22 protein-coding genes are annotated in these 26,961 nt (G+C 38.8%); 17 read left to right on the forward strand and 5 right to left on the reverse strand.

What is annotated here, in order from left to right; all coding sequences use genetic code 11:
• Nucleotides 1-29: 29 nt before the first annotated feature.
• The 4 genes from ACX3PZ_RS05905 to ACX3PZ_RS05920 all read right to left on the reverse strand — a co-directional run bounded on the left by ACX3PZ_RS05905 (nt 30) and on the right by ACX3PZ_RS05920 (nt 8,981).
• Nucleotides 30-467 (reverse strand): hypothetical protein, encoded by a 438-nt coding sequence (locus tag ACX3PZ_RS05905; RefSeq protein ID WP_459112216.1) that lies wholly within the window; start codon nt 465-467, stop codon nt 30-32.
• Nucleotides 442-3,888 carry a DUF6443 domain-containing protein gene (locus tag ACX3PZ_RS05910; RefSeq protein ID WP_459112217.1) on the reverse strand — a complete coding sequence of 1,149 codons (3,447 nt, stop codon included), beginning with the start codon at nt 3,886-3,888 and terminating at the stop codon, nt 442-444. Before ACX3PZ_RS05910 ends, ACX3PZ_RS05905 begins: the two co-directional genes overlap by 26 nt.
• 25 nt (nt 3,889-3,913) lie before the next feature.
• Nucleotides 3,914-7,489, reverse strand: coding sequence for a DUF5977 domain-containing protein (locus ACX3PZ_RS05915; protein WP_459112218.1), 3,576 nt, complete (start codon nt 7,487-7,489; stop codon nt 3,914-3,916).
• Between the two features lie 1,006 nt (nt 7,490-8,495).
• A complete protein-coding gene (locus tag ACX3PZ_RS05920; protein ID WP_459112219.1) occupies nt 8,496-8,981 on the reverse strand; it encodes a SixA phosphatase family protein in 486 nt (161 codons plus the stop codon).
• Between the two features lie 98 nt (nt 8,982-9,079).
• On the opposite strand from ACX3PZ_RS05920, the gene ruvX reads away from it, so the two are divergent.
• From ruvX to ACX3PZ_RS05965, 9 genes are all read left to right on the forward strand, one after another.
• On the forward strand, nt 9,080-9,496 hold the full coding sequence (ruvX, locus tag ACX3PZ_RS05925) for a Holliday junction resolvase RuvX (protein ID WP_459083590.1): 417 nt from the start codon (nt 9,080-9,082) through the stop codon (nt 9,494-9,496).
• A complete protein-coding gene (gene def / locus ACX3PZ_RS05930; protein ID WP_459112220.1) occupies nt 9,493-10,068 on the forward strand; it encodes a peptide deformylase in 576 nt (191 codons plus the stop codon). The genes ruvX and def overlap by 4 nt, the downstream gene beginning before the upstream one ends.
• A gap of 49 nt (nt 10,069-10,117) precedes the next feature.
• Entirely contained in the window at nt 10,118-10,675 is a 558-nt protein-coding gene (locus ACX3PZ_RS05935; RefSeq protein ID WP_459083592.1) for a DUF5606 family protein, read from the forward strand.
• Nucleotides 10,676-10,788: 113 nt separating this feature from the next.
• Nucleotides 10,789-11,571, forward strand: coding sequence for a nucleoside triphosphate pyrophosphohydrolase (mazG, locus tag ACX3PZ_RS05940; protein WP_459112221.1), 783 nt, complete (start codon nt 10,789-10,791; stop codon nt 11,569-11,571).
• 29 nt (nt 11,572-11,600) lie between these two features.
• Nucleotides 11,601-12,692 carry an FUSC family protein gene (locus ACX3PZ_RS05945; RefSeq protein WP_459112222.1) on the forward strand — a complete coding sequence of 364 codons (1,092 nt, stop codon included), beginning with the start codon at nt 11,601-11,603 and terminating at the stop codon, nt 12,690-12,692.
• 74 nt (nt 12,693-12,766) lie between these two features.
• Nucleotides 12,767-13,561, forward strand: a complete 795-nt coding sequence (locus ACX3PZ_RS05950) for a thymidylate synthase (protein ID WP_459112223.1) — start codon at nt 12,767-12,769, stop codon at nt 13,559-13,561.
• Between the two features lie 151 nt (nt 13,562-13,712).
• Nucleotides 13,713-16,220, forward strand: coding sequence for a M1 family metallopeptidase (locus tag ACX3PZ_RS05955; protein ID WP_459112224.1), 2,508 nt, complete (start codon nt 13,713-13,715; stop codon nt 16,218-16,220).
• A 270-nt stretch (nt 16,221-16,490) separates the two neighbouring features.
• Nucleotides 16,491-17,309, forward strand: coding sequence for an NAD(P)H-binding protein (locus ACX3PZ_RS05960; protein ID WP_459112225.1), 819 nt, complete (start codon nt 16,491-16,493; stop codon nt 17,307-17,309).
• A 47-nt stretch (nt 17,310-17,356) separates the two neighbouring features.
• On the forward strand, nt 17,357-18,256 hold the full coding sequence (locus ACX3PZ_RS05965; protein WP_459112226.1) for a TIGR01777 family oxidoreductase: 900 nt from the start codon (nt 17,357-17,359) through the stop codon (nt 18,254-18,256).
• 111 nt (nt 18,257-18,367) lie between these two features.
• Here ACX3PZ_RS05965 and ACX3PZ_RS05970 read toward each other — a convergent pair whose 3' ends face one another.
• Nucleotides 18,368-20,794: a TonB-dependent receptor gene (locus ACX3PZ_RS05970; protein ID WP_459112227.1), complete on the reverse strand. Its 2,427-nt coding sequence runs from the start codon at nt 20,792-20,794 to the stop codon at nt 18,368-18,370.
• Between the two features lie 108 nt (nt 20,795-20,902).
• On the opposite strand from ACX3PZ_RS05970, the gene ACX3PZ_RS05975 reads away from it, so the two are divergent.
• Genes ACX3PZ_RS05975 through ACX3PZ_RS06010 form a run of 8 tightly spaced genes read left to right on the forward strand, consistent with a single transcriptional unit; the run spans nt 20,903 to nt 26,721 of the window.
• Complete coding sequence (locus ACX3PZ_RS05975; RefSeq protein ID WP_459112228.1) at nt 20,903-21,559, forward strand: MarR family winged helix-turn-helix transcriptional regulator; 657 nt, start codon at nt 20,903-20,905, stop codon at nt 21,557-21,559.
• Nucleotides 21,556-23,016 carry a phytoene desaturase family protein gene (locus ACX3PZ_RS05980; RefSeq protein WP_459112229.1) on the forward strand — a complete coding sequence of 487 codons (1,461 nt, stop codon included), beginning with the start codon at nt 21,556-21,558 and terminating at the stop codon, nt 23,014-23,016. The genes ACX3PZ_RS05975 and ACX3PZ_RS05980 overlap by 4 nt, the downstream gene beginning before the upstream one ends.
• A gap of 11 nt (nt 23,017-23,027) precedes the next feature.
• A complete protein-coding gene (locus ACX3PZ_RS05985) occupies nt 23,028-23,864 on the forward strand; it encodes a phytoene/squalene synthase family protein (RefSeq protein ID WP_459112230.1) in 837 nt (278 codons plus the stop codon).
• Nucleotides 23,864-24,319 carry a hypothetical protein gene (locus ACX3PZ_RS05990; protein WP_459112231.1) on the forward strand — a complete coding sequence of 152 codons (456 nt, stop codon included), beginning with the start codon at nt 23,864-23,866 and terminating at the stop codon, nt 24,317-24,319. Before ACX3PZ_RS05985 ends, ACX3PZ_RS05990 begins: the two co-directional genes overlap by 1 nt.
• A gap of 2 nt (nt 24,320-24,321) precedes the next feature.
• Nucleotides 24,322-24,783 carry an SRPBCC family protein gene (locus ACX3PZ_RS05995; protein ID WP_459083604.1) on the forward strand — a complete coding sequence of 154 codons (462 nt, stop codon included), beginning with the start codon at nt 24,322-24,324 and terminating at the stop codon, nt 24,781-24,783.
• An 8-nt stretch (nt 24,784-24,791) separates the two neighbouring features.
• Nucleotides 24,792-25,250, forward strand: a complete 459-nt coding sequence (locus tag ACX3PZ_RS06000; protein ID WP_459112232.1) for a sterol desaturase family protein — start codon at nt 24,792-24,794, stop codon at nt 25,248-25,250.
• Complete coding sequence (locus ACX3PZ_RS06005; protein ID WP_459112233.1) at nt 25,247-25,951, forward strand: lycopene cyclase domain-containing protein; 705 nt, start codon at nt 25,247-25,249, stop codon at nt 25,949-25,951. The genes ACX3PZ_RS06000 and ACX3PZ_RS06005 overlap by 4 nt, the downstream gene beginning before the upstream one ends.
• Entirely contained in the window at nt 25,948-26,721 is a 774-nt protein-coding gene (locus ACX3PZ_RS06010; RefSeq protein ID WP_459112234.1) for a tryptophan-rich sensory protein, read from the forward strand. The genes ACX3PZ_RS06005 and ACX3PZ_RS06010 overlap by 4 nt, the downstream gene beginning before the upstream one ends.
• The last annotated feature ends 240 nt before the right edge of the window (nt 26,722-26,961 follow it).

Below are 26,961 nucleotides of genomic sequence, written 5' to 3' on the forward strand. Positions count from 1 at the left end.
AACCTCCCACTGATTGGTGGATGGTTTGGTTATTGTTCAATTAATTTACCTTTTTTTAAAAAATAATATTTTTCATATGGTAAATCAATTTTTCTTTCTTTCACAAATTCACCACAATCTTTATGTTCTTTATTTATTATAATGTTCGGGAGTTTTTTTATTCTCTCATTATAAAACAAAAATACATTTTGTTTATTCACTAAAATATGTCCTTTATATCCTAAACAACGATAGGGTTGAGTTCTTATAAATCTCGCTATTGTGTCTTTACTAATAATAGATACTTCTATTAAAATATCTTTTTCATCAGAATATTCACTAGATGAATTTATAAAGTCAATAACAGTATTTTTAATGTTATCATTCAAAACTACGTCTTCATATTTTTGAGATTTAGAGCAACCAAATAATAAAAATATAATTAAAAAGACGGGCATAATCTTATTTTCGAACAACTTTTTCTCCATTATGTTTTATACTAATATTGGGGGATGAAGGTACATAAATATTATAATAAGCTGGTTGTTGATTTGGAAAACTTTTATGCTGTTCAAGATATACTCCTCTGTCTCCATTTGCCTCTCCAATCATCATATCTATAGTAGGGTTTAAGTTATGATTAAATCCTGACGGGTATGCAGGCCAACCATTTTTTGAGTCATATTCTCCTGGGTGACTATGAATTTGTTTAATCAACTTAATATCCTTATTTTCTCCTAATATGATATCTTGAACTTTTCCTGCATCACTAGATATACTGCCTGCATTATAAGAGGTGTATAATAATCCTGCTTTACTTTTTCCTTGGTATATATCAAGTCCCCATTCTATATTTGTATTATCTGCAAAAAATTTAAAAATCTTCTCAGAATGTTTATCAGCTTGTCCTCCTTTAATTACATACCAAGATTCCATATGATCATTACTGCCATTACCCCCCTTGGTATAGTTCCATTTCCTATCATTAATTACAGATTTATCTACAACAATACCTCGTGTTTTAGATTCATTGTATATTGTATGAATTCCCATTTTTTCATCACTATTCGTTTTTCTCCATAAAACAAGTTGACCATTCTTTTTTAATAAATAATCATCTTTAGGAGCTCTTCCATCTGGATCTATAAATCTCACTGGATTATCAAACGCATAAGCGTACGGCGACCAGCTTGGCATTTTCTCTGCTAGTGGATCGACAACACCCCATCTCCCAATATCCGGCATATAGAATCTCGCTCCGTAGTCATACATCCCTGTTTCTTGCAGTTCTTTGCCGTTGTACTTGTACTGATAGCTGGGCGTAGCACTTGAGGTCGAGTTGTATCCTTTGTGCTTTAGCCCAAAGGGATAGTAACTGTTTTCTTCCAGAAGGGTAAGAACGCCTGCGCTGTTTTTATAGTAGCTCACCCGAATGTTTCCTAAGTGATCCACGTACTGGTAAATATACGCGTTTTTTACAAAATCGTAATACCCCTCTGCGGTCTTACTAAACTGCAATAGGGGAGCGGTGGCAGAACCCTCATATTGAAACGCGCCCTGGTACTCAGTGGTCTTAGTTCCGTAGGTCTTTCTTAGTTTGGTGCCATCGGCTAAGTAGGTGTAAGTTGTGAGGGTGTCCCCCACGATTTTCGTGGGAAGGTTTAAAGGGTTGTATTTAATTTGAGTGATGCCTTTGTCGATATGACTTGTCATATTGCCATTGGCATCGTAAGAGATCGTAGCCCCTCCCAAAGGATAGCCTAGAGGACTTCCACTTTGATCGACAACCTTAACGAGGGCATTTCCCGAGTAGGTGTAACTCAGCTGATCGATCTTCTGGGCAGGCGACTGATCCCTCTCTCCGTAGCGAGTAAGAGATTTAATATTCCCATTTAAATCGTAGGTGAGGTGCTCATCGTAGGCCCCTGAGGCTAGATCTGAGGAGCCGGGTTTGGAGTAATAACTCCCCAAAAGCCTATCGCCAGTGTCATAGCGGTAGCTGTAGCGCCTCAGAAGGGGACTAGCACTCTTAGAGTTCCAATCCATCTGGGATATATTGCCGTTGTACTTCGCCAAAGACCCTGTGCCCGCTACGGGGTTTTGATACCGAAGTGTAAAACCAAACAAGTCGGATCCTAGATTCTGGGGGTTGTTTACCTCAGTGAGCCAACCCCGAATGTTGTAGCTGTAGTTTACCTCCTGCAAGGGAGCACTTAGAGTGCCTCCCACCTTTTTACTCGAGAGCCTCTGCGCCTCATCGTAAGTGAAGTGACTTAGAAGCTCCTCTGCTCGCGAGTCTACCTTATGGTAATGGTGGGTGAGGCGATTGGAGGAGTCGTAGAGCTTGCGCTCCTTGAGGGAGGTCTCTGCATCGCTTGCTGTTCGTTTGTGACGCGTGAGGGTCTCTAGGGGAAGTCCTGAGAAACTCAAAAGATGCTCGGTCTTGGTGTAACCTCCTATGGGAGTATAGTGGTGGGTGGCTATGGGCCGAGCCAAACGATCGTAGTAAAAGTAATCCTTACTCCATTCGGAACTAGAGTCATTTATCTCCGTGGCGGTATTTAAATAAGTGGCTGTTAAAAGGCTCTGGGTACTTCGAATCGAAGTGTATCCATTCACAGTATAGGAAGTAGGCACCTGGGGTAAGGTAGGCTGGGTACTGTTTATAATGGTGCTAGGCTGAGAGGGACTCCCCGTAGGATAGGTATCGTAATACTGCACAAGCTGAAGCTTTGAGCCTGATACCAAAAGGGGATAGGCCGCGTTCGTGTAATAGACGTCCATACTGTTTTGGGTAAAGGCCGCTGCGGCTCTAGATTCATGGTTGGAAGCTCTTGTGGATAGCTCAGTCTGCTCCAGGGAGCGACTCGCCCCTGAGACTATTCCCGCGTAGACTACGCGCGAGAAAATATCGTATTTGGTAAACTGCCAGTGGCCGGTCAGTCTCAAATTGGCATCCTGGTAGAGGGTAAGGCGGTCTGCCTGGTCATACACCTGATACTCCCAGCCCTTACCAGGAAGTTTCTTCTCCACCAATCGGCCTTTGCCATCGTAGCGGTATTGAAAAGCAAGCTCATCCAAAAGAGACTGAGAAACTACGCTAGAGGCGGCAAGACCTTTTATCGATTCAGAGGCAAGGGGAGGAAGAACAAAGGCTAATTGATCATATTCGTTATACACATAGTAGGTATCTTGGAAGTTAGGCCCGTCTACCAATCTCTCTACTACCGTTTGACCAAAACCATCACTAAATAGATAACTTAGATTTCCATCCTCATCCACTTGTTTGTCTTTGTAAAGAGCTCCATCCTGATAAAAGCTCGTGGGCTGCTCACTACTAGTACTTACTATTTTAAGTACTGTGCTGGTCGCTCCTGCATTCCAGGTGGTCACGGTACTAAAGCGTTTTACTTGATCGCTCAAAAGTGCGGCCTCATAGTCGTACTCAAGGGTGTTTCCTGAGGCAAGGGACCAAGAGGCACCGGGCGCTGCTTGTTCTAGTACTCGGTTTAGAGGAGAGTTCTCGAGTCTCTTCTCAGCGTATAAAGGCCCATCGCCATAGAGCGCAGTGGCCACAGACTGAGGTACGGTAGAGTAATACGCGCCACTCGTGGTAGACGATTGGGGGAGCCCTAAATAATCCCGAACCTGCCTTCCAAAGGGATCGTACACCACAGGGGTCACGATATCCCTCCCCAGGGGGGAAGCTTTTATAGAAATTATCTGCTTTTCTCTGCCGAGTCCATCGAAGTACGTGACGCTCTGCAGCTGCCTAGCATTGGGCGTCTCCACCGTGACAGGTTCTAGATACTGACGCTCGTAAATGTAATTCTCCGTAGGTGTTAAGGACTGCGCAGAAAGAAGACCACACCATAGTCCTAGAAAGTAAAAAAATCTGTTTGTAATCATGGTGATAGTTATTGAATTTTAAACTTTAATTAGCCGGATAATAAAGGTTATAAGTGAGAGTGGTATTATTTGGAAAGTAATAACCTGTATTTGTTCTCAATAACACTTCTCCAGTTGTTTTAATCGTATAGTAAACCTGTCCATTATAGCCATTATAATCTTGGGTAGGACGACAGGTACTGTTTATAGTTAAAACTTTTACACCCGCAGGCCAAGGCTTGGACGTGGAACTTGAACTTGTATTGAACGAAAAAGATAAATTGTAGTTATTGTTAGAACTATTAACTCCTCCACTACCACTAAACGGAGATGCAAAGGAAAGTGGACAATAAAACGAAATACAAGTGCCATAAATGTTAGCTGTATTTTGACCATTGGTATTAAGGTCATTCTGCGCCATTGCATCCGCATCCGTTTGACTTATAACTGAGGTATACTTTCCCGATGGAACGACATAGTTATAATCCTGTCCAATTGAATTTGAACTACAGTTGTTGCGCTTAAAAACCTGTGAAATAGTTGTGTTTTGATAGGTTATTACAGGAGCTTTATTGGAAAACTTGTATTTAAACTCCTTTTGAAGATTAACATTTGTATTTAGAACTTTCTGGAGTTTATTCATTTCATCGTATTTAAATGTTTCCCTAATGCCTGATGGAGGAGTTCGAGTTGAAATCCCAATCAAGGGATTGTGTGTAAAGGTCGTGACAACCGAGTTACTTAGGGCAGGTCGCTTTCTGAAATCATCTAATGCTTCTATAAGTGCTAATTCAGTGGGATCATCCAAATCCAAATTCGATTTTTGCACAATTGCAGAATTATTAATATCCGTTACTCCAAGTGCTGTTAGAAGTTGACTATAAGTCATTCCCTCTACAAGAGCAATTGGACGGGTTTTATTGTATCCCCAGACAATCGAAAAAGGTATTCCTTCATTATTTCTATATTGCTGTAGATTACCAGTGCTTACATCATATTGCTCCAATTGTAAATAGGTATCTAGGTCATTATTTTCAATATTTAATTTCAAAAGTTTTGTAGGAAGGAAATGTGATGCTTCATATTTATACTGTGAAGAACTAATAAGATTTGAATTTTTGAATAATTCCACTTTCACACGAAGGTCATATATGTTAGGAGGAATGAATTTAGTAATGCCCATATCGAGGGGATAAAAGTATTTTTCAACAAGACGCTTTGAGGTCTTGGTGTTGTAACTTTCTACTTCTTTTAGAAGATTCCGATTGTTATAAGTATAAGTTTTATTGATTTGAAGACTTGCGGCTGAAAGCAATTCGATTAAATTTTCACTTTTCAAATTTCCAAAATACCGAAGAAGGTGATTAGTTGCCTTAAAGGAAGGTCCTTGTATGGAATGGTTAGTATATCTAGATACCGTTTTGTTCACTTCAAGAGAATCTACTAAAACGTACTCATATGAAAATTTTTTCGATCTTATTGGAGTCGATTCATTAACTCTAAACTCATTAAGTTCAATTAACTTTCCTCTTTTTTGGTCATAGTCTTGCAAGTAAGAAGGTGGGAATTTGAACACTTTTATAAAGTTATTGATGGCAGGAGTAAAGCTAATATCCGAAAGGTTCATAATTGCATCTGGATAATCAAAAAAAGAAGTATATTTCTTCTCAATCGTACTTTTTCCTTCAATTTGTTCAGTTATTCGGCTGTAGCCAATTACCCCTGCATTGTCAAATCCAATCCCAGATTGTATTTCACTCTTGATAATCCGATTTGGCGTTGTAAAAAAGTTAATTTGCCCAGAACTAGTTCCGTCGGTTTTGAGATAGTCATAGTTGACTTTTTTGGCAATTTTTGAGTTTTTATCAAAATAACTAAGAGACTTCACTCGTGCACTTCCAAGCATATAGTTTATACCTTCATAGTAAAATTCATCGTTTTCGTAGTCAATTTCTAGAGATCCTGAAGTAGGGAATTGAATAGCCGTTAATAGTCCCAACAATCCGCTGGCGTTAGGTGTACGGTCTATACCGGTGGTTATGGAAAAAGCAGTATGATTTTGAAGTGGAAAGGGAAGAAGTTGGTCTTTGCTAAGATGAGGATAAAAATAAAGTGCCGTATTTGGAAAATAGTTTTCAAATGGGTGAAAACTACTTTTAGAGAATATAATATTAGATGAATTGTTGTTAAAATAACCTAAGAAATCAGTCTTGGATGAATTTCTTGAAGGAAAATTAGTACTAATATATTCATTTCCATATGTGAAATTATAAGTTCCACTTTCTGAATCTGTGATGCTTTCTAGTTTAAGTCTTTTGCATTGGTAATCATCCGAACAATTCATGCTGGAAAAATAGCTGTACGAAAATCGGTAAAACTTGATTGTTTTACCATGAAGGTCTCTAATTTCAATAGTAGTAAGTGCGTCCCCTGGATAATCTACGCGACTTTGTCCATAATGGAATTGAATAGTCCCTTGATCGAACGTGATTTTCTTTATTCGCTTGCTATTTCCAATAACATTTATGTCCAAAGAATTATAAAGTATGCTTCCGCCAAAGTAATAGTTATTGTCACTAGCAGCGCTGCCAGTATGTAATTCCGACATAGGGTACCCTCCAAAGTTGATGTCACCCAGGGAGCGTAAATTTAGATTCTCGTAATTATTTGTAAAATTTTCGTATTCAAAAGTTACTTGTTTAGAATTAATAGGATTAAACATTGAAGTGAGATGCCATGTAACATCGTTGTAAACACTATAAATCTCATCAACCCTTTTAGGTTCCTTAGTCATATTTACACCCTCTACTTGTTCAAACTTGTAAATTGTACCATTATTTTTCACTAGTTCAAATTTGCCTATAGTATAGCTTATCGAACCAGAACCAGAACTATTTACAGAACCTGACCCAACAATATTAAGATTCATACCCGAATACATCCCATAGGAAGATACGGGGCTGAAATCCAATTTGGGTTTAAGTAATTTAGAGTCCAAATTTGAATAGAACTTCGCGACGAAAGGCACGTCAGTTAAAGTGGAATAGGTAAGCGGCGCGCTGGATTTCGTTAAAAAAAATTTATCTTTAAAGTCAGGCGCTGCCACGTAGTAAAAGTCCTGTGCGGCATCTATATTTATATCGTCTGCCCACCAAATTCTGTTATTTAACAAGCTGCTGTAAGGGGTGGCATCCTCTTGCAATGTATGAAATCCCTTGGATAGACGATGCCATGCGTAGGCCTGCTCAGGCTCGTAATTGCTATCAGAGTAGTAATTGTAGGAATCAATAAAATCATCCTGATCATTGACTTTTTGAGTTATATTGCCACCTGCAACAAGTTGCCAACCTAAACCTACATTTGTTGCAATGTCTGAAACTTTATTTCCTTTTGTGTTATATTCTAAAACGATTGGAATATTGATATCTCCAAAGGCAATAGAATATAAGGGTATTGAAACATCAACTTTACCAACAAAATCTAGATCAGGGAAATCGGCGTAACGTACAAGTGCTGCTACTTCTGGAGAGGAGACATTTAACGTCTGTTCTATTAACTGTAATTTTTGCCCAAATAATAAGTTGGTAAGCAACAAAAACAAAAGGAAGTTTATTCGCCGCATGGTAATTCGGTGTTTAGTTAATCGAAATGGTTTATTTTAACTAGAGTAACAAGTCTCAAAGCAGTTGCAGTTCGACTCAATTATTTGTTTTTAAGAAAGTTATAAAGATAATAGATTTTTCATTACAACCAATATTAAGTTGTAGATAACTATTGTTGATCGTTAAATTTCCAATTTAATCATCAAGCCAATACACAATTAAGCGTATCTTATGATATTACTTAGACTTTGTATGGATATTTTTCTGCTTCTATTTTTCTCATTTCAATAGCAATTATTTTTATTCAATTGAAATAAAATAATTCACCTTGAAAGAGCGATTAAGCGAAGAAGTTCACAGTTTTAAGCCTCACGCGACGGAAATTTTGAGTAGTTGTCGTAGAGGTTTGACCCACTAGTGGAGAAGCATCCGAACGATTCTACATACGCCTATGCACTGAATAGCATTGTCCTGAGCCTAAAGTAAACATCTTTAAAAAAGTCGGATGAGTTCTCGTATCACGGACATATTGGCTCCACACTCAACCTTTACATCATTAGGATATACGATACAAGCTCACCAGTCGATAAACCGTTTGTGTTTTCAATCTTACGAGAACCCAAAGAGCTTTCCATCTCCCTCTCCTGGGTTAGCCAATAATGAATCCGGTGAATGCCTACACCTTCAATTAAACAAAAAGCCTTTTACTAAGGCCGCTCTCTTTCCATTTCTTAACTAAGGACAATCCTGCTTCTCGTCTACTCATCTAATTAAAATTTAAAGCAAAGCTAAAACCTCAATTCAGGTCAGAAAACATGTAGTTCGTAGGGCGAATTCCGATTTATGACGATCTTATATAGGGTGGCGAGTGCGGCCAAAAAGTAGAGAACAACCGAAATATACAATTCTCAACTCAAAGTGATTTGCGAGTGATATGGATCTGTTTTTTTTCTTTTTGTTTTCATGAAATATCCAGATCTTGATCATGGGATCAACTTAAGCGCAATGCAAAGCAGGTAACGATTTCTAGTCTAAAATTTCTTTCGGTAGTAGGAAATGAGTGAGGGTCTTTTCTGCCCCTGAGAATTCGGACCAACTTTCGCAGTAGGTTTTCACGATGGCAACCGTGCAGGTGGAAAACTCGCGGGATTCTGAAACTAAGTCTGACAAGAACTCACTGATCGTGGGATTATGAGAAAACAGGGCAATGGAATTAAATTCATCTGACGTGCGCTCTATGGTTTTGTAAAAGTCTTCAAGCAAAGGTTCGTAGAGATCTTCCACTTTCTTAATGGCAGAGTTTCCAAAAGTTTCTGCAAAATAGCGGCAAGTCGTTAAGGCTCTTTTGGCAGGAGAGGACACAAAACTGTCAATCTCAAATCCACTTTCCAAAAGGAACTTAGCCATGCCTCTAGCGTTTTGATGGCCTCTTTCGTTTAGGGGTCTTTGAAAATCCTCGACTTCGTGGGTCCAGTCACTCTTGGCATGTCGAATCAAAAATAATGTTTTCACGGAGTCTTGTTTTTAGGGTTTGGAGAAACTAAAATAGACAAAAAATTAAAATAAGAGGAAGTTCGGGATAGAATTTTTAAAATTTGTAAATTTGCAGCATGGGACAACTCTTAGCCGTGGATTACGGAAAAAAAAGAACCGGACTTGCGGCGACCGATGATTTTCAAATCATTGCCTCGGGATTGGATACCGTAGAAACCGTGAACCTAATTGATTTTTTGACAGCTTACCTTAGTCAAAATACGGTAGAAGCGATGGTGGTTGGACTTCCCACGGATCTTCGTGGAAACCCCTCCGAAGTGGAAGGCGATATTCTTAAATTTATTGCCGAGTTTGAGGCCAAGTTTCCCTTTGTTCCTGTCGAAAGACTGGATGAGCGTTTTACCTCAAAAATGGCTTCTTTTTATATTTCGCAAAGCGGAAAAAGCAAAAAGAAACGCGAGAGCAAGGAGCTGATTGATAAGGTGAGTGCCACATTAATTTTACAGAATTTTTTAGATTTAAGAAAAAGATGATATTACCGATTCGTGCCTTTGGGGATCCTATCCTCAGAAAAGTAGCAAAAGACATTGAGCCTGACTATCCGAATTTAAAGGAATTGATTGAAAACATGTACGAGACCATGGAATCAGCCAATGGGATTGGACTCGCAGCTCCACAAATAGGATTGGATATTCGTTTGTTTGTGATTGATGTTACTCCACTCGCGGAAGATGAAGACTACGCCCACATTAAAGAGGAGCTTATTAAACAAGGCAAAAGAGTCTTTATAAATGCGCAAATCTTAGAAGAGAGCGGAGAGGAGTGGAAATTCAACGAAGGTTGTTTGTCAATTCCGGACTTTCGCGAAGACGTGAAGCGTCAACCGACGATTGTAATCGAATACCAAGATGAAAATTTTGTGAAACATACGGAAACTTTTTCCGATATTCGTGCCCGCGTAATTCAACACGAATACGACCATATTGATGGCGTACTCTTTACCGACCACCTTTCGCCGCTTAAGAAAAAGCTGGTTAAAGGGAAACTTTCTAAGATTTCACAAGGAGAGGTAAGTGTAAATTACAAAATGCGGTTTCCTAAATAAGTGAATCGCCTTATTATTAATTAAGTTTAAATACTAAAGACAATACTTTATGCAGTTAGAAAAAATTATTTCCATCTCTGGAAAACCAGGTCTTTTTAAGCTCGTTTCACAGCTTAAAAATGGGTTTATTATTGAGGATGTAACCACGAAGAAAAAAATGAGCATCGGAAATTCTTCCCAAGTAAGTCTTCTGGATAATATCGCCATGTTTACATTCGATAAAGAAGTTCCTTTGTTTGATGTATTCGAAACGCTTGCAAAAGAAGTGAATTACGAGCCGTCTATTTCCCATAAGTCTTCGGATGCAGAGCTTCGCGAAGTAATGGACAAAGCACTTCCTAATTATGACACGGAGAGAGTGTATGTTTCCGATATCAAGAAATTAGTTCAGTGGTATAACACATTGCACAAAGCAGGGTACATTACGCCAGAGAGCTTTGTGAAAGAGGAAGTAGAAGAGGAGGCTAGTGCTCCGAAAGTAGAAGCCGTTGAAACGACAGCGAAGAAACCAGAGGCTAAAACCAAAAAGCCTTCTACTGCAAAAGCGAAACCTGCCACAAGCAGTTCGAAAGCGCAGGTGAAATCTACCAAGAGAAAACAAGGTTAATTCCTTTACCTTCAAGAAATAAAAAAACTTTGTTACCCCTCGTAACAAAGTTTTTTTAGTTTACCTTTATTCCAACCATTTGGGCTGTAGAGTCCAGAAAAATGCGATTGACTATGCACGTGAAATCAGAAAAACTACAAGCGTTCTCCCAACTATTAGACATCATGGATGATCTTAGGGCGAAATGCCCTTGGGATCAAAAACAAACCCTAGACTCCCTTCGTCCTCTTACCCTAGAGGAGGTCTATGAACTCTCGGATTCAATCCTAAAAGAGGATATGCCCGAGATTAAAAAGGAGTTAGGAGACGTACTTCTTCATCTCGTTTTTTATTCAAAGATTGCTGCTGAAAAAGGACAATTCGACATTGCAGACGTCATTCACTCGCTGAACGAAAAGTTGATTTTCCGCCATCCTCATATTTATGGCGATACAAAAGTGAGCTCAGAAGAGGAAGTCAAACAAAATTGGGAAAAATTAAAACTAAAGGAAGGAAATACTTCCGTTTTGTCCGGTGTAGGGAAATCGGGACCTAGCATCGTGAAAGCCCATCGAATTCAAGAGAAAGTAAAAGGAGTCGGGTTTGAATTTGCCTCAAGCAAAGACGCCTGGGAAAAAGTAAAAGAGGAATTACTCGAATTTGAAGCCGAAACCGACTTAGACTTAAAAGAAAAAGAATTAGGAGACGTGCTGTTTTCCCTTGTCAACTATGCGAGACTTAGTGGGCTGAATGCCGATACTGCCCTAGAGAAAAGCAATCAAAAATTCGTGTCTCGATTTAAGAAGATGGAACTTTTGGCTAGGGAGCAGGGACTTGAGTTCGCAGAACTTGACGAAAAGCAAATGGATGCGCTTTGGGAAAAGGCCAAAGGTTTTGAGACGAGGGCGGAATCCTAAATTTTAGATGATCTATAGAAAAGATCCAAATGAAAAGAAACTTGCAAACGCCTTTGAGAAGCCATTTGGCTTCCATGATTCACATTAGGGAAACCGAAAGGCTTTGGCATTTTCCAGTTTTGGCGGGACTCTGCATTGGGGTCTGTCTTTTTGCAGGTTGGTATTTTGAGAATCAGCCATACGGAAATTTGGCTTCTATTGGAGCGTTAACGATTCTTTATTTTACGCACGCTTCCCTTGAAAAGCGAATGGTTCACTTAATCGTTTGCGCCTTCGGAATGATCGTCGCGTTTTCCACTTCCTTACTTTTCTCCTTTAATCCGTATTGGAGCGTTTTTTCACTGTTTTTGATTGCCGTGTTAACCCACTGGCTTTGCGGATATTTTGATATACCTCCGCCTCGGAATTTCTTTTTTATTATGGTGGCTGCCGTAGCGACCAACCTTACGTTTTCTTTAGAGCTGCTTCCCGTTCGAATTGGGGTCTTTGCTCTTGGAGCGATGGTCTCGGTCTTTCTTGCCTTTGTGTACTCAGTTTTTATTGCGAAAGCCACGGTGCACATTCCAAGAGTAAAACCCAGACGAAACCGCTACACGATTACAGCCGAGAGTTTGATTTTAGGGGTAGCCGTAAGTTTAGCGTTATTACTTGGCTATGCCGTAGATCCTCAAAGTCCTTACTGGATTCCAGTCTCTACTTTAGCCATTTTGCAAGGGCGAAATTTAACCCATACCACCGAAAGAAATACACACCGGGTTCTGGGTACCTTCATCGGGATTGGGCTCACCTGGCTCTTAATACTTTTAAAACCTGAGCCTCTTGCTCTCGTGTTTCTAATTGCTCTTTTGCAAGTCATTATTGAACTCCTTGTCGTTCGCAATTATTTCTTTGCCGTGATCTTTATTACGCCCCTTACCATTCTTTTGGCCGAGACCAGTTTAGGGAGCGGGGTTTCCCACAATGCGCTCATTTGGGCTCGGTTTTTAGATTCGTTAATGGGCGCGTGCATTGGGCTTGCTGCGGGCGCAATTCTCCACCATAAGGGCTTTATGGCGCGTTTTGAGAAGCAACTTCGCCTTTTGAAACTGTACCGAAAATTCCAAGAACATCAAAGGCACTAGACTTTTTTTTAGTAAAATATTAGTTATATATTTACGCTCAGAATACAGCCAACCTCTAGATTTAACACTTAGCCATGCAAAATTACCTTGACCTATTACAGCATATTTTAGACAACGGAACGAACAAAACGGACCGTACAGGGACAGGGACAAAAAGCATTTTTGGCTATCAACTGCGTTACGATCTTTCCAAAGGGTTCCCCTTGGTGACGACGAAAAAAACGCATTTAAAGTCTATCATTTATGAACTGCTATGGTTTTTAAAGGGCGATACGAATGTAAAGTATTTGAACGATAATGGTGTCAGCATTTGGGACGAATGGGCAGACGAGAACGGAGATTTAGGTCCCGTCTACGGCGCGCAATGGAGAAGTTGGGAAGGTTCAGGGGGACAAGTGATTGATCAAATCTCACAGGTCGTGGAGCAGATTAAAACGAATCCGGATTCTCGTCGATTAATTGTCTCTGCTTGGAATACAACGGAAATCTCAAAAATGGCTCTAGCGCCTTGCCATACCATGTTTCAGTTCTATGTCGCCGATAACAAACTCTCTTTGCAACTCTATCAGCGTAGCGCCGATGTTTTTCTAGGCGTGCCTTTTAACATTGCAAGTTACGCTTTGCTACTTCAAATGGTGGCGCAAGTCACAGGCCTTGAAGTAGGAGACTACGTCCATAGTTTTGGGGACGTGCATATTTACAACAACCATTTTGAGCAGGTGGAAAGGCAGCTTTCCAGAACACCAAAAGCCCTTCCCACGATGCGTTTGAATCCGGAGGTGAAGTCCCTATTTGATTTTGATTTTGACGATTTTACGCTTGAGAATTACGATCCTTATCCCGGAATTAAAGCGCCTGTCGCAATCTAAACTTCTACTCTCATTTTGCGGATTTAGCATACGAAGGTTTCCTTTCGTGGTGTTAAGATCCTAGGAATTCTCACTGCAATAGAGGAATCTAACGGGCGGTTTTTGTAACTTTAGGCTTAATTTTGAGACTAGTTACTAAAATCCCAGTTGTATGAAACGTACTTTATTGTCCCTTTCTCTTGTCGGTCTTTTTTTAGGATGCTCCCTTGAGGCGCAAACTTTAAATTCAGGACGCACCCAGCCTTATCAGGCGACCTCCACTAAATATACCAGTCTAAAGCACACCTTATTAAAGGTGAGTTTTGATTATTCCAAAATGGAACTTAACGGGGAGGCAACCCTTACCGCAAGTCCTTATTTTTATCCTAGCGACTCGCTCGTTCTCGATGCGAAGGCCATGGCCATTCACGAAGTGGCTCTAGAGAAAGCAGGCTCAAAAAGCCCTCTAAAGTATACCTATGCAGACGATCTTCTAAAGATTCAGTTAGACAAGCGTTATGCAAAGGATGAAAACTACAAAGTCTATATTAAATACACAGCAAGACCGGAGCAGGTTACCCAAAAGGGAAGCCAGGCCATCACGGATGCCAAAGGTCTATACTTCATCAATCCCTTAGGAGAAGACAAAGATAAGCCGACCCAAGTATGGACCCAAGGAGAAACCCAGAGTTCCTCCGTGTGGTTTCCAACCATTGATAGACCCAACCAAAAAACGACTCAAGAAATTTACATGACCGTGCCGAGAAAGTACATCACGCTTTCGAACGGAGAATTAAAGAGTTCAAAAAACGTGGGTGAAGATCTTCGTACCGACTACTGGGTTATGGACAAGCCGCATGCTCCCTACCTTTTCTTTATGGGAGTAGGGGACTACGCCGTGGTCAAAGACAAATGGCGCCAAATCCCTGTGGATTATTATGTAGAGAAAGAATACGAACCCTACGCAAAGCAAATCTTTGGACACACACCCGAGATGATTGAGTTTTTCTCAAAGCGATTAAACTACGATTATCCTTGGAACAAATATGCGCAGATGAGCGCAAGAGACTACGTGAGTGGGGCGATGGAAAACACGACAGCCGTACTTCACGCCGAGGAAGTTCAACAAAAACCTTCTCAATTGGTGGATGAAAATACGTGGGAGGATACTATCGCTCATGAACTGTTTCATCACTGGTTTGGCGATTTGGTCACTATGGAGAGCTGGAGCAACTTAACGCTGAACGAATCCTTTGCAAACTACTCGCAATACCTGTGGAACGAACACAAATACGGAAAAGACGTAGCAGACTATGGACTCTTTAAAGAACTAGAGGCCTACTTTGGTGATCCTTCCAATATCTCAAAAGATTTGGTTCGCTACAATTACCACAATAGGGAAGATATGTTTGATGCCGTATCCTACAACAAAGGAGGAGGGATTCTGCACATGCTTCGAAATTACCTAGGAGACGATGCCTTTTTCGCAGGACTAAATCAGTATTTGACGACGCATGCATACGGAACGGCAGAAGCAGCGGATTTGCGTCTCGCTTTTGAAAAAGTATCCGGTAAGGATTTGAATTGGTTCTTTACTCAGTGGTATTTTGGAGGAGGTCATCCTAAACTTACCTATACCACTCGCTTTGAACCGGTGAAAAAAGAAATCGTACTCTCCATTGCCCAGACGCAAGGAGGAGGGTATTTTGAATTCCCCATCGCAGTGGACATTGTAGAAGATAACGCCGTAAAAAGAGAAACTGTTTGGGTCAGTGCAAAAGCGAAGAATGAGTTTTCGATTCCAGTTGGCAAAAATCCAAAACTTGTCAATCTAAATTCAGACGGCGTGCTGTTAAGCGAGATTACTGAATCGAAAACCCCTACGCAATATCTACTTCAATACCAAACGGCGAAAGAGTTTTTACCTAAGCAGCATGCCCTTGCAAATGCCGCTTTAAATCTTACGGATGCAAGTGCAATTCAGACGCTTAAGCAGGGACTTAACGATTCAAACTTTAGACTTCGAATTGAGGCGCTTAGTGGACTTGATCTTTCCAGATCGGACCATCAAAAAGCAGCGCTTGCTAAAGTAGAGCAACTGGCAAGTTCCGATGAGAAAACCCTTGTAAGAGGAGCTGCCATTGGTGCGCTTTCTAAAACGGGAAATGCCAAATATCTACCTCTGTATGAAAAAGGAGTTTCAGAGGTATCCAATTCCATCAAAGGGAATTCTCTTGGGGCACTTGCGCAGATCAATCCACAAATGGCGAAACAAAAACTAGAATCTGTGGAATTGGAAGGTTTGTCTTCTGATGTCATGACCGTTTTGATTCCGATTGTGGTGGAGAATAAGATTGAGAAACACCGCGCAGAAATTGCCTCGACCGTTGCTTTTTATCCTTTTCTAAAATTTAGAGACCCTGTAGCAGGCGCGGCGGCTGAAAAAGGATACGAATGGATTATGAGTTCAGACGATTACCTAGCCACTCACAAGATTACCAAAATCTTTACCCAGGTGCATGGACAGTTAGGTGAAAATGCACAGGCGAAAATGCTCTTAGCTCAGACCATTCAAAAGGGACTGGATTTAAAACTAGCGGCTCTAAGAAAGGAACCCTCTAGCAAATCCCTCAATGCACAGGTGGATCTACTGACAAGTGCCTTAAAAGTGTATAAGTAGATAACTTATTTCAAAAATAAATTTGGAAACTCCCTTTTTTGCAAGTCAAAGAGAGGGAGTTTATTTTGTGGTGCGAAGGAAAAACGGGCATTGGGCAGCAGGTTCGGGCCTCGATGCTGATCCGTAATTCGGAGTGCTTAATCCAGCATTGCAGACTGAAAAGTTGAATGAGAATTTAGAATACTTCAAAAAAGGGTTGCCCGGATTTGGAACGGGTATCCTTAGTTTTGCAGGGAAAAGGGTGCCGAGCGTTTATAAAAAGAAATTGAAATGAATACAAATAAATCAATCGCGATTTTGGGCTGTGGCTGGTTGGGGTTCCCATTGGCAAAGGCCCTTTTTAAAATGGGATATGCAGTAAAAGGGAGCGTTAGGAATACAACCGATTTACTTAAACTTGAGCAAGTGGGAATAGAACCCTTTCTATTGGATTTGAAAACGAATTCCGTTGCAGGCGATATTGAAAATTTTCTAAATAATGAGGAAGTTTTACTCATTAGCATTCCACCGAAACTAAGGACGGATACGAATGAAAATTTTGTTGCTAAAATCAAGAATTTAATTCCCTCCATTCAAAATTCTACCGTAAAAAGACTTATTTTTATTAGTTCCACTTCGGTTTATGGGAATAGTCGTCACGATTGGGTTACCGAAGAAACGGTTCCAGGGCCAGAGACGGAATCGGGTAAGCAGCTGTTAGAAGTAGAACAGTTATTGAGAAGCAATGAACACTTTAAAACCACCGTTGTTCGCTTCGGTGGATTGATAGGTCAAGATAGAAATCCACTTCATTTTCTTCGCCCACAAAATGAAATGAAAAATCCAGATAGGCCTATCAATTTTATCCATTTAGAGGATTGTTTGGGTATTCTTATACAAATAATTCAACAAGAAATTGGGGGTGAAATCTTCAATGCCGTAGCACCTTATCATCCTACCAAAGCAGAATATTACGATGCACTAAGTAGAGAAAAGAGATTGGATGTACCTAGTGTAGTCAAAAATTCAGCAGCACAAGGAAAGATAATTACAAGTGAAAAATTAGAAACTGTGTTAAAGTATACATTTGTAAAACCATTTCTGAAATAGTGTTTCACTTTAAAAAATAAGTTAAATAACCTAAAAACAAACACGTAATGAATACCCTATTGATCGCAGGAGGTACTGGCTTTATTGGAAAACATCTAACTCAATATTTATTGCAGAAAGGGCATGTAATTCACGCTTTAACTAGAACTAAAAAAAGTTCTAAAAACGAAAATTTGCATTTTTTTGAGTGGGATATTGAAAAGGGAATAATAGATGAAAAGGCCTTTGAGGGAGTGGATGTCCTTATCAATCTTACGGGTGCTAATATTACTGAAAAACGTTGGACCGCAAAGCGAAAAAAGGAAATTGTCGATAGCCGAGTCGAATCAATTAATTTATTGTTTAAGTATGTACGTCAGCTTGAGAACAAACCTACTGCATTTATTTCTTCCTCCGCTGTAGGCTATTATGGAGCTGTAACCACGGAGCAGGTTTTTACGGAGTTATCCCCTAACGGAACAGATTTTTTAGCCTATGTCTGCAAAGAATGGGAAAATGCGGCTTTTCAATTTAATCAATTAGGGATAAGGACCATTGTTTTGAGAAAAGGGATCATCATTGGTAAAGAGGGTGGCATGTATGCTAAAACGGCATCCTTAGCCAAGTGGAGTATCAATACGGCTCTAGGGTATGGGAAACAATTCATGCCGTGGATAGATTTACGTGACCTAGTTCGTTTGTATGAATTTATTCTAAGCGAGAACGAACTATCGGGAATCTTCAACACCGTGAGTACCCAGCCTATCACCATGAATGAATTCTCAAAATTATTGTTAAAATCGTTTGGAAAAAAGAGTTTTTCACCCAATGCCCCCAAATTTATTATTCAGTTGATGTTTGGCGAAATGGCTGCCATGCTTTTAGAAGGCTCGAAAGTAAGTAATGAGAAAATAATCGATGCGGGATTTGTATTTCAGTATGATACGATGGAAAGCGCTTTGCATTAAATAAAATAAGCATCATCGATTATATCTGTATCAAATACGGGTAAACAGAATTTCTTAATCCACTCGATTTCATGTCCGATTGAATATTCTACTTTCCCTATTCCTACTGAATCAAAACTCCAAAATAAATCCAATAGAGGGTACAATCGTGGCGGACTCCTCATTTAAGATTAGCGGAATGGCATTGCTTCCGTCTGATTTTATGGTTTGGCTATCTGTGGTTTTAAATCCCGAATTATCCTCCAATCTTTCAAAGGTAAACTTAGGTAAATTAGGGGTTTTGTCCATTAAAACATTCTGAAAATCAATAAAGAGATTCAGACTCACTTTTTTGAAATTGTATTTCTTGTCGACCCTTAAATCCAACTGATTAAAAATTCCAAGTCGCTTGCTGTTTAGTTGGGAATAATCATAAATTCCCCTTCCGTTGGTGAGGTACAACGCTGTGGAAGTCGCAAGGTCAAAAGGCGTGTAAGGTTGTCCACCTGCCATTCGGTATTTTACCCCGACATCCCAATTGTTTTTGAATTTGTAACCGAAAGTACTCGATAATACAAAACCATAATCCCAGGTCGAAGATCTAAATTCTCCATCGATTCCAGCAAATTCGGATTTGTAAAGCGTGGCACTGGCCACATAAAATAAATTTTCCACCAATTTTTGTTGTATGTAGGCCTCTAGTCCGTACACCCTGCCTTTTCCCGTGGAAGTATAAGGCTCGCCACCCACTGCAGAATAATCGGTTCCAATATTAGCATAAGAAATTCCATTCGTTAAGGAAACGGGATAATTTCGGTAATCTTTGTAAAAGGCTTCAAAGGTAAGTCGTAAATCGTTTTTAGGAACGTATTCAGTTCCTATCGTATAATGGATTGCATTGGTGTATTTCAGATTTTTATTCGTTAGATTTCCGGAATCATCTTTAAAGCCCAGCATGGTGTAAACTGGAAGTTTATAATAACTGCCAACCGATCCTGAAAGTTTCCATTGGTCGCTCAGAACATACGAAAATGAAATCCTTGGAGATAAGGATTGGATTGGGTTTAAACCCGTTTTCGTGAACGTATTCACATCCGTTCTTATACCTCCTGACACCAATAATTGGTCCTCAAAAAAATATTTTGACACGTGTCCATACAGTCCAAATTTGAAAAATTCAATGGCCGAATTGCTTGTAGAATTTACCGCGGGTGAGATTATAGTTCCTTCTTCATCTCTTTGTTCTTCTTTTATCGTACTAAATACATCCGCATCGTATTTTACATATTGGGCATCGGCACCGTAGCTGTATTTCCATCCGTTTTCAAATTTATTCATGTCAAAACGCAACTTGTTCTCGGTTTCATGGCTACGGAGAGAATATAATTTATTGCCTTCTTTTAGAGCGTTGTTTTCATATCGTTCTGCGCCATTAAAAAACATATTTCTACTTAACGCAAGGTTGAAATAGCCGTTGTTTACTAATCGCTTCAAATTGGCTCCTACCGTGTAGTTCCATTGTTGAATGAGAGGATTCGCTCGATTGATGTATTCATTGTTGGCATCGCTATTTTTGGGAATTGCGAGTTTGAAATTATCAATAGCTCCCAAACCGATAAAATTCACTTCGGTTTTCTTGTCGATCTTGTGATTAATTTTATATTGAAAATCATAATAATCAGGACGAATGGATAAATCGAGTAGTTTGAATAAATACTGCAAATAGGACCTTCTTGCGGATGCCATAAATGTGGTCTTTTTACTTAATGGACCTTCCAGCATAATCGCAAATTCACTGCCCGAAAGTCGGACGTTACCACTCAAACGATCCGGGTTTCCATTTCGTTGGTTGATCACAATAGTGGATGCGAGTGCATTGTCATATTTACTATTAAAGGCGGACGAGGTCAATTGAACATCCTGGATAAAGGAGACATTCAAAATTCCTGTGGCACCACCGCTTGCCCCTTGCGTTTGGAAGTGATTTAAAACAGGGATTTCAATACCATCTAAGAAATACACATTTTCACTCGGACCCCCACCTCTCACAATTATGTCATTTCGATTTGGAGTCGTGCCGCCGGCTACACCGGGCAACACTTGTATCACTTTTGAAACATCAAAATTACCTCCCGGATTTACTTTTATCTCTTCCGATGTTAATCGTTGGGTTGCCAGGGGTGTAATCATATCCGTAGCCCTGACCGATTTACCCGCTTTAATGACTACTTCTTGCAATTCTTGGCTTATTTCATCCAGTTCATATTGAAGTATTTGAGTGCTCCCAGAACCCACATTGATATTGTATACAATCATCGGAATGTATCCAGAAGACGATATTTCGATATTGTACTTGGTTACAGGTAATTTGATACTAAAATCCCCTTTTTCATCCGTAGTCGTGTAAATCGTATCCTTTCCGATGAATTTGAGCGTTGCGCCAACCAGTTCTTCTTGTGTGTTTTTATCCTTTACCACACCCGATACGAAACCTACATTTTGTGCGTTCAAATTAAAGTTCAGTAGAACTGCGAAAACAATAAAAATGATTTTTTCCATGGTAATAAAATTACTTGGTGCAAATGTAAACTATATTTCGTTATTTTAGTCTAAAAAAATACTATTTAAAAAATAATTAGTACATTTACATCCTAAATTTAAGGTGTAATGAATTATCAATTGATAAAAGAGGTTGTTGATTTAGTAGAACAATATGAACAAGGGAATCGTACCAGATCTAATTCTTCTGTGGAAGATTTCATCCATTGGATTGTGACGAATAACACGATAGTAGACAGCAAAGAAGAGCCGGATTGGGAAGGTAAAGAAAAAGGTAGGAGTGCAGATAGCGTTATCAATACACTCCTTATCCATATGAATCGTTATGCGAAAAGTTATTCTAAATCGGCCATTTTTGGATCTAATTTTTCTACACAGGAAGATTTTATTTTCTTAATAAATCTAAAGGCTTTTGGTGAAATGACCAAGATGGAATTGATTAAAAAAAATGTACAAGAAAAACCCTCTGGAATGCAAATTATAAATCGTTTAATAGCGCAAAACTTTGTGGCGCAAAATCGCTCATCCCTTGATAAGAGAAGTAGGGTTATTTCGATAACTCAAGAAGGATTAGAAGCCTTAGATACTCAAATGGATAAGATTAGGCAGGCCACTAAAATAGTAACGGGTGATCTTAATCACATCGAAAAAATGGAATTGATACGACTTCTTAATAAACTAAATGATTTCCATTTACCCATTTATGAGCAAAATATTGACTCAGAGAATTTATTAAAGGAAGTCAGCAAAAATACAGTGAAATGAAAATAGCAATCATAGGGTCCGGTTTTTCGGGATTGTCTGCGGCGGCATACAGTGCAAAGGCGGGTCACGAAGTTCATGTTTTTGAAAAGCACAACCAACCGGGAGGAAGAGCACGACAATTTACTACCCGCGAAGGCTACGTCTTCGATATGGGACCCAGTTGGTATTGGATGCCGGATATTATCGATCGGTTTTTTAAAGATTTTGGATTTAAAACCACTGATTTTTTTGACTTAATCTCTTTAAATCCACAATTTGAGATGGTTTTTTCAGATGAGAACCTGGAGGTACCTGAAAGTTTAGAGGAATTAAAAATTGTGTTTGAAAAGATCGAAAAAGGAGCCTCAATACAACTGGAAAAATTCATGGAATCGGCAAAATTCAAGTACGAAGTAGGAATGCAAGATTTTGTCAATAAACCTTGTCATAATTGGGGTGAATTTATCTCTCCTAAAATAGCGAAAAGTGCTTTAAAATTAGATTTGCTTAGCAACTTTAGAAGTTACGTTTCTCGCTATTTTAAAAATGAAAAATTAAGAACCTTGATGGAGTTTCCTGTAATTTTCCTTGGAGCTTCGCCTAAAAACATACCTGCTTTATACAGTCTAATGAACTACGGCGGGTACGCTTTAGGCACACATTATCCTATGGGAGGCTTTTATCAGTTGGTATTGGCAATGCAACAAGTAGGAGAAAAACAAGGGGTAACTTTTCATTTTAATGCAGCAGTGGAAAAAATTAATGCAGACAAGCACAAAGTGAAATCCTTGACGATTGACGGTAAAGCCTATGAATTCGATGCCGTTATTGCATCCTCTGATTATCACCATACAGAAACACTTTTAGACCCTGTATATAGAAATTATGATGAAAATTATTGGGCGAAAAAAACGTTTGCCCCCTCCAGTTTGATTTATTATTTAGGAGTAAGCGAAAAAATGGACAACCTAAAACACCATACGCTTTTCTTTGAGAACGATCTGGATGAGCATATCGACTGCATTTATGGTGATAAAAAATGGCCTGAAAAACCGTTGTTTTATGTTTGTTGTCCATCGAAAACGGACCCAAACGTCGCGCCCGAAGGAAAAGAGAACTTGTTTTTACTGATGCCTTTGGCTATCGGAATAAACGATGAAGAAGCGATTAGGGAAAAATATCTGCACGAAATGCTTGAAAGAATAGAAAAGCATACGGGAATGGTCGGTATAAAATCAAAAATTGAGTACAAAAAAAGTTATTGTGTTTCTGATTTTATGACCGATTACAACGCCTATGGAGGCAATGCCTACGGACTAGCAAATACACTTAGTCAAACCGCCGTACTAAAACCAAAAATAAGAAACAAAAGATTAAATAACCTGTTCTACACCGGTCAATTAACCGTTCCCGGTCCTGGGGTTCCCCCTTCCATTATTTCCGGGAAAATTGTAGCAAGCGAAGTTCATCAACTTTAAAAACACACCTTATGAAACGACTATTTGACGAACTTTCTTATTCGGTCAGTAAAATGACAACACAAAAATACAGTACGAGTTTTTCGTTAGGTATTTTAGCATTAAAGCCTTCCATTCGTTCTGCAATCTATGCTATATATGGCTATGTGCGGCTAGCGGATGAAATCGTGGACAGTTTCCATGATTATGACAAAGAAAAATTATTAACCCGATTAAAAATAGAAACTGAAAATGCTTTATCCGAAAGGATTTCATTAAATCCAATTTTGCAGTCTTTTCAGGAAACGGTACATAAATACCAAATCGACCCGACGCTTATCCATCAATTTTTGCACAGTATGGAGATGGATTTGCAGAAGATAGATTACAATTCCGAATTGTACAACGAATATATTTTTGGTTCTGCAGAAGTGGTTGGACTCATGTGCTTACAGGTTTTTACCGAGGGAAAGAATGAAAAATATGATGAATTAATGCCTTATGCCATGAAGTTAGGTTCGGCTTTTCAGAAAATTAACTTTTTACGAGACTTAAAGGAGGACTATCAAGTTATGGGTAGAACTTATTTTCCAAATGTAGATATGAAAATATTCGATAATGACGTGAAAAGTCAGATAGAAAAGGAAATTGAACAGGAGTTCAAAGAGGCGTTAATCGGTATTAAAAAATTACCCGTTGTCGCTATTTTTGGAGTTTATTTGGCGTATAAGTATTATTTATCGTTGTTTAAAAAAATAAAATCAAAATCCTCAAAAGATATTTTGAATAATCGTGTGCGAGTGTCTAATCCCGAGAAAGCATTTGTCGCATTCAAAAGTTATGTGCGATTTAAAACAACCTATTTATAATGAATATTTTTATCTACATCGCATCCAGTTTATTTTTTATGTGGAGTGTAAGTCAGTCGAATTTACAAACCTATCGTACGGGGTATAGCAAAGCCGCAACCGATAAGATATTGTGCGAAAGAATGATTAGAGATTTAGAAAAAGAAAAAAACAATTCATCCCTTTATTTGGGGTATTTGGGAGGTTATCAAACCGTTTGGGCAAAACATGTTTTCAGTCCGATGACCAAACTCCAGACCTTTAAAACGGGAAAGAAAAATATAGAAAAGGCCATTGAACAAGACCCTAGCAATATAGAATTGCGATTTATTAGGCTGTCGGTACAAAAAAACGCACCTACTTTTTTAGGGTATCATTCGCACGTCAAAAATGATAAAGAATTTATTGTCAAGAACCGAAGCAAAGTTCAATCTGAAATTTTGAAAAAAAATATTGATTTGTTATTAAAAGATTAGAAATGAAATATCAATTGTATAGAGAACAACAACTAAACTGCCCTATAGAAACGGCATGGTCGTTTTTCTCATCACCACACAATCTCTCTAAAATCACACCCAAAGACATGGGCTTTGTGGTGCACACCAATTTGGGTGATCAACCTATTTTTGTAGGAATGGAAATTGATTATACCGTGTCGCCGATTTTCAAAATTCCGTTGAAATGGAAAACAAAAATTACGCAAGTCGATTTTCAAAAAAGCTTTACCGATTTTCAAGAAAAAGGACCTTATAAATCATGGAATCATCACCACGAATTTGTCCCAAATAAAGAGGGTGTGTTAATGAAAGACACGGTAGATTATGAGCTTCCATTGGGGCTAGTCGGTCAACTAGTACATCCGCTTTTAGTAAGAAAAAAAATTGAAGAGATATTCAATTATCGTTTTGAATTTTTAGAAAATAAGTTTAATCAAAAATAACGCTGGATATGAATTTACTACTGGTCGTGATGGTTTTTATACTTATGGAAGGAGCAACCTGGCTCATTCATAAATATGTGATGCACGGTTTTTTATGGATATTGCACAAAGACCATCATGACCATAGCAATGAAGGAGCTTTGGAGAAAAACGATTATTTCTTTGTCATTTTTGCACTTCCCACGATTGCTTTAATGTATTTTGGATCTTTGAAAGATTTCAATTATTTATTTTATATCGGGTTGGGGATCATGCTTTACGGAATGGCTTATTTTTTTGTGCATGATATTTTTATCCATCAACGTTTAAAGTATTTTACCCGGACAGAAAACCCGTATTTCAAAGCATTGCGTAGAGCACATAAGCAACATCACAAGCACATTGGTAAAGAACAGGGCGAATGCTTTGGGTTTTTGTATGTGCCTCTCATTTATTTCAAAATGTACTTTAAAACCACTAAAAAATGATGAGCTACACTTATATTTTGATTCTTTTTTTTACAGTCATCATTTGTTTTATTGCTTCTTTTGACAAACGATTGCAGTTCAACCAGCATTTTGGAGCATTTCTAAAATCCGCAATTTTAGTCGCTATTCCTTTTATCGCTTGGGACGTATGGTTCACTGCAAAAGGCGTTTGGTGGTTCAATACGAATTATACATTGGGATTTGTGATTGCGGGATTGCCTATAGAAGAATGGCTGTTCTTTATTTGTATTCCGTTTTCTTGCGTATTTACCTATTTCTGTTTCGACAAATTTTTCAAAATTGATGGGTTGTCGGGCTTTAATAATGTAATTGTTTTTGTAGCTATTGTTGTTTGTGCAGTTATTGCTTTACTGCACCACGACAAAATCTACACTTTGGTCACCGCCCTTTCCACTATTCTCACACTCGTTTATTTGCATTTTATCGCCAGAGTAGATTGGATTGGTAAGGCCTCACTTGTATTTACAGTCCTAATGCTGGGTTTCTTTCCAGTGAACGGAATTCTAACGGGAAGTGGAATAGAAACGCCTATAGTCAATTATAATCCAAAAGATTTTTTGGGAATTAGAATACTCACCATTCCGATTGAAGATGCGATTTATGGGTATACACAATTTTTATTGGTACTGTATTTCTTTACTACATTCAAAAAAAGAGAACTTAAAAATCAAACCGCATGAAAAAGAAATTTCAAATAGTAAATGCAGTGGTACTCATAGCAACTCTTGTTATTAATTACCTCTCCAATACAGGTGCTTTTAATGGCGAAACCATGGCAACCATTTCTGCAAAATATCAAAACCTGTTTACGCCAGCAGGATATGCTTTTTCGATTTGGGGACTAATTTATTTGGGGCTTTTGGGCTTTGTGATTTATTTTGGACCCTTAACTAAGCAAACGACGGCCAAAGAAAAAGTGGTTCTAAGTATAGGTTGGTGGTTTGTTATTTCATGCTTTGCCAATAGTTTTTGGGTATTGGCGTGGTTGTATGACTATACATTTTTAACCATCCCCATCATGGTGTTGTTGTTGGTTTCTTTATTTGAAATCATACAAAAAATTCAATCCGAATTTGACACGAAAACTTTGCAGACTGCATTATTTCTTCGCTTGCCATTTTACATTTATTCCGGTTGGATTTCAGTGGCTCTAATTGCCGATATAGCCGCGTATCTCAAAAAAATACAATGGGGAGGCTTTGGGATTTCAGAAACGGTTTGGACCGTAATCATGATTGCAATTGCCTCGCTCCTGCATTTATTTATGATTTGGAAACAAAGGATGTCCGCATTTGCTTTGGTGGCTGTTTGGGCATTTTTGGCTATTGCGGTTGCAAATAAAGATGAAAATATAACGGTCCTTTGGGTAGCAATTTGCATGGTAGTTCTCGTGTTTATAAATGTCCTTTTAAATGAATTTATAAGCAAGAAAAAATCGTTTTCTAAATAAAAGTGTGGCATAATGAACTATTTAATTAAATAGGAAACATTTGAATTGAAGAAAATAGGACACAGAATTCAAGTTGTGCTTTACAATCTCGATTAGGAAACGCAAGCGATAAAAAGAGACCTAGAAATTCACCAATTTCTCAAGGCCCAAAACATTGTTTTAAAAGCCTTTAAAGACCAAGTCATTTTCGATAAAAAAACTATTTGCACTTGAATGTGCATAAATAGTTCCCATTTTGAC

This window comes from Chryseobacterium sp. A321, from assembly GCF_054489265.1.